This is a genomic window from Oleiphilus sp. HI0066, assembly GCF_001635725.1.
Genome location: NZ_LWFH01000995.1, coordinates 1 through 3,384 on the forward strand (window position 1 = coordinate 1; position 3,384 = coordinate 3,384).

Genomic DNA, 3,384 nt, shown 5'->3' on the forward strand with positions numbered 1-3,384 from the left:
TATGGTCAANCAAATGAGTAAGGCATATAAAAAGTGTTTAGCGAACCGGAGGGTTCGTTAAACACACTGTTATACGTAAAAAGGTTCGAAGCCATATTCTATGAAAAACTATATTCTTTTGGTTCTAGCTCTATGTGGTTTTCCTTATGGTTTTTATCTAGGTTTCGAGAGCGCAATAAAATCAGAAGCAAGAGCTACTGTGCTAGAGTCGAAGATTTACAAAGGCCAACAAAAGTGTTCATCAACACAAAATTGGCAGTGCCTTGAAGAGAATCAACGGACGTTATTCATAGCTAAAAAGGCTCGCATTGAATACATCCGAAACAACGACTTTAATATCGAGTTGGGCGAGCCAATTAAAAATTACAGTAAGTGGTTAGGTGAGCAAATTGCCACAAAATAATAAAACGTATAAAAAGTGTTTAGCGGACCGGAGGGTTCGTTAAACACACTGTTATGGTCGCCTAAACTCAGACCCTTATATCTTCAAAGGAGAATATAATGAATTTCTTGAATAAATATACTGAGCATACTTATTCAGCTTTTAGAATAGTTGCTGGATTTCTTTTTCTTTGCCATGGCACTCAAAAGCTATTCGGTTTTCCAATCGATTTTCCGTATCCGCTGAACGCAATGAGCACAAGTGCTGCGGTTATTGAGCTCATTGCTGGAGCTCTAATAATCGTCGGCTTTTATTCAAGGTATGCGGCTTTTCTCGCTAGCGGCACAATGGCTGTAGCTTACTGGATGGTGCATGGGCTTAACAATCCATTCCCGATAGCAAATGGTGGTGAAATCTCAGCATTCTATTGCTTTGCGTTTCTCTATATTGCAGCAAAAGGCCCAGGTATCTGGAGTATAAACAACAAATAATAAAACCATAACAAGGCCAGCCAGCTCGCCCCAGCAAGCTGGGGCTGGACCTCGTTTCACTCGGCCGCTGCTGGCGGCGTTAATACGTACTAAGAATGAAAAGCGGACGTAAAGTTCTCTTTGAATCAGAGATATCCATGTTGCATATATAAGGTTTAGGCTGCGTTGTTTAAGAGGTTGTTAGTCTCAACTATGGAAGTTAATAAGCCGGTGGTTAAAGAACTTCTTACCGAAAATAAATAGGCCCGTCTTTTACAATAGATCTACGTCTAGACAGAGAAGTATGAGCAATATAAATAAACATAAAGTCCTTCAATGGTTTCTGGCATACGCCTTGATCTTAATTTTAAATGGTTGTGCTACTTTTGAATTGTATTACGAGGTAACGGGCAAAGTAGGAGATAATCCTAATGATTTAACATGTGGACGCAGCGGGACTAATATTTGGGACTATAAAATTGATGAGATCTCCGCTCGATACTCCTTAGTTGTAGTTGATTCTAAACTACGTTTCAATATCTCAACGCATGCATCCATCCCTTATGAAGGCTCCTCAACAGAAATAAAGGTCTCCCCATCTGCGGAGGTGTCTTTGGAAGAATGTTCAACGTCTTGGAGTGAAATAGGTTGCGGCTTGACGAGTTTACGTCCAGGATTTTTAAGTATCTATACATACGAGATCCCTTTCGATACAAAATACGTTGTTACTCCAAAAATTGTTTCAAAAAGCGGTGTGCTAGAGTCACAAACCCTGAAGATTTCAAAGTCATGGCGACTATCGGTTCCCGCAATTAATTGCTAGTCCAATTTCTTCGAGCGAACTACTTCGTATACTTTTGAAATCAGTTATTAGGTCTTTTTAGAATGAAAAGCGGACATTGGTTTTCCATTCGTAAATAGACATGAGCAGACCTTTATTGCTTTAAGTATGTAATACAGCTTCAGAAGAAAAGCGGACATAGAGAACTCTTTTGGAGAAATCATTATTTCGTTTAGATGCGCGTTACTTAAGAGAATATTACGGTTATATATTGCTTATACGTCAATTTAGGTATATTTTTTATACACTATGTATTCTTTCGAATTTGATCCAAAGAAAAGTAAATCCAATCTTGAGAAACACGGGATTGATTTTGTCACCGCACAGGACTTGTGGCGAGATGTGAGGTTTGTTGAGCTTGATGCAAAATCAACAGAAGAACCAAGATCATTAGTTATTGGCAAAATAGGGTCGAAGCACTGGTCAGCAATCATTACCTATCGCTCAAAGAATATACGAATTATATCAGTGAGGCGTTCTCGCGAAGTGGAGGTAGCTTTATATGAAAGCTAAAGATCTAGACAAAAATTTTGATGACAACAATGCTGATGTTTTAAACGAGTTTGATTTGTCGTCTATTAGGCGTCCAAATCAAGAACAAAGGCGGGTCAATGTAGATTTTCCAACATGGATGATTGATTCTTTGGATAAAGAAGCGTCGCGTTTGGGAGTTACTCGTCAGTCGATTATAAAAGTATGGCTGGCAGAACGTTTGGAACATTCCTCAACCCATAACGCACACAATTAATCTTTTTAACTAAGAGATATATGCCGCCTATTTGTTCTCAAATGAATGAAAAGCGGACATTGGTTTTCCATTCGCAAATAGACAGAAGCAGCTGTTAGTGCTTCGCAGTTCACGATGCCCGCTTCGAAGAAGATTGCAGACCTTAACGCTTTGACCGCACCTCCTTCGAGAGGTCGAGTTGTGTTGGTTCAAATTATATCTACAGGTCTCCTGTGATAACCGCACGAGGGGCGGGTATCACTGCTTATTCTTACAAAGCTCTGATTTTAAAGGGGTAATGAATTAGCAAATGCGTATTCAATACGCATTTGCTAAAGAGTGTGCGCAATTTAAAAAAACGTAAGTCTCATAAGTCTATGATTATTAATGAATTGATCGTTCCGAAGGTGTTAACCTAATTGAAAAGTGATACCCGTATCGGGTACGTAGAATTAACTGTTAAATGTCTTTATGGATAAACTATGGAATTAGAGGAACTTTTATCTAAATTAGATCAGATTCAAGAAGATGGAGTATTTGCATTCGTCAAGTGGGATGGTGAACGCTCCATAAACAAGAAAACAGTTCTAATAGAAAAGCCTGGTACTGACTTCTTATTTCGTAGAGATACAGATGACTTGGTCAACACCATAAAAGATGGTGTAAGCGAATATAATGTGTACTTTAGCACCAACATTTAACAAGTGCAGCCAACGGATTCGCTACGCTCTCCGCTGCTGCAAGCGTTATGGTCCACTATGATTAAGAAACTCGAAAGAATCTTTTATGCACTAATTCCTTTGATAGCAATCATTTATATCTGGGCAACTTGGCAGTCAAAGATTAACCCGATCATGGACAAGGTTTACGAAACAGGTCCAGAGCTAGTTAAATTCCACGAGGAAATTAATAGCAAGCTTGCAGCCGGAGAGTTGACTAAAGAGCAAGTGATTAGCATCTACCA

At 39.1% G+C, this 3,384-nt stretch carries 7 protein-coding genes; all 7 read left to right on the forward strand.

What is annotated here, in order from left to right:
- Positions 1-100: 100 nt before the first annotated feature.
- Positions 101-403 carry a hypothetical protein gene (locus A3738_RS11210; protein WP_068476051.1) on the forward strand — a complete coding sequence of 101 codons (303 nt, stop codon included), beginning with the start codon at positions 101-103 and terminating at the stop codon, positions 401-403.
- 98 nt (positions 404-501) lie between these two features.
- Entirely contained in the window at positions 502-873 is a 372-nt protein-coding gene (locus tag A3738_RS11215) for a DoxX family protein (RefSeq protein WP_197472449.1), read from the forward strand.
- A 283-nt stretch (positions 874-1,156) separates the two neighbouring features.
- Complete coding sequence (locus tag A3738_RS11220) at positions 1,157-1,675, forward strand: hypothetical protein (RefSeq protein WP_068481278.1); 519 nt, start codon at positions 1,157-1,159, stop codon at positions 1,673-1,675.
- Between the two features lie 267 nt (positions 1,676-1,942).
- On the forward strand, positions 1,943-2,206 hold the full coding sequence (locus A3738_RS11225; RefSeq protein WP_068473944.1) for a BrnT family toxin: 264 nt from the start codon (positions 1,943-1,945) through the stop codon (positions 2,204-2,206).
- Positions 2,196-2,441, forward strand: a complete 246-nt coding sequence (gene brnA, locus A3738_RS11230) for a type II toxin-antitoxin system BrnA family antitoxin (protein ID WP_068473947.1) — start codon at positions 2,196-2,198, stop codon at positions 2,439-2,441. The genes A3738_RS11225 and brnA overlap by 11 nt, the downstream gene beginning before the upstream one ends.
- A gap of 461 nt (positions 2,442-2,902) precedes the next feature.
- A complete protein-coding gene (locus tag A3738_RS11235; RefSeq protein WP_068473950.1) occupies positions 2,903-3,121 on the forward strand; it encodes a hypothetical protein in 219 nt (72 codons plus the stop codon).
- A 57-nt stretch (positions 3,122-3,178) separates the two neighbouring features.
- The coding region (locus A3738_RS11240) for a hypothetical protein (RefSeq protein WP_156504217.1) at positions 3,179-3,384 on the forward strand (206 nt) is incomplete at its 3' end.

Excerpts from the sequence above, each read along its gene's own strand:
- A3738_RS11210 (WP_068476051.1), top strand. The coding sequence starts at position 101 with ATGAAAAACTATATTCTTTTGGTTCTAGCTCTATGTGGTTTTCCTTAT.
- A3738_RS11215 (WP_197472449.1), top strand. The coding sequence starts at position 502 with ATGAATTTCTTGAATAAATATACTGAGCATACTTATTCAGCTTTTAGA.
- A3738_RS11220 (WP_068481278.1), top strand. The coding sequence starts at position 1,157 with ATGAGCAATATAAATAAACATAAAGTCCTTCAATGGTTTCTGGCATAC.
- A3738_RS11225 (WP_068473944.1), top strand. The coding sequence starts at position 1,943 with ATGTATTCTTTCGAATTTGATCCAAAGAAAAGTAAATCCAATCTTGAG.
- brnA (WP_068473947.1), top strand. The coding sequence starts at position 2,196 with ATGAAAGCTAAAGATCTAGACAAAAATTTTGATGACAACAATGCTGAT.
- A3738_RS11235 (WP_068473950.1), top strand. The coding sequence starts at position 2,903 with ATGGAATTAGAGGAACTTTTATCTAAATTAGATCAGATTCAAGAAGAT.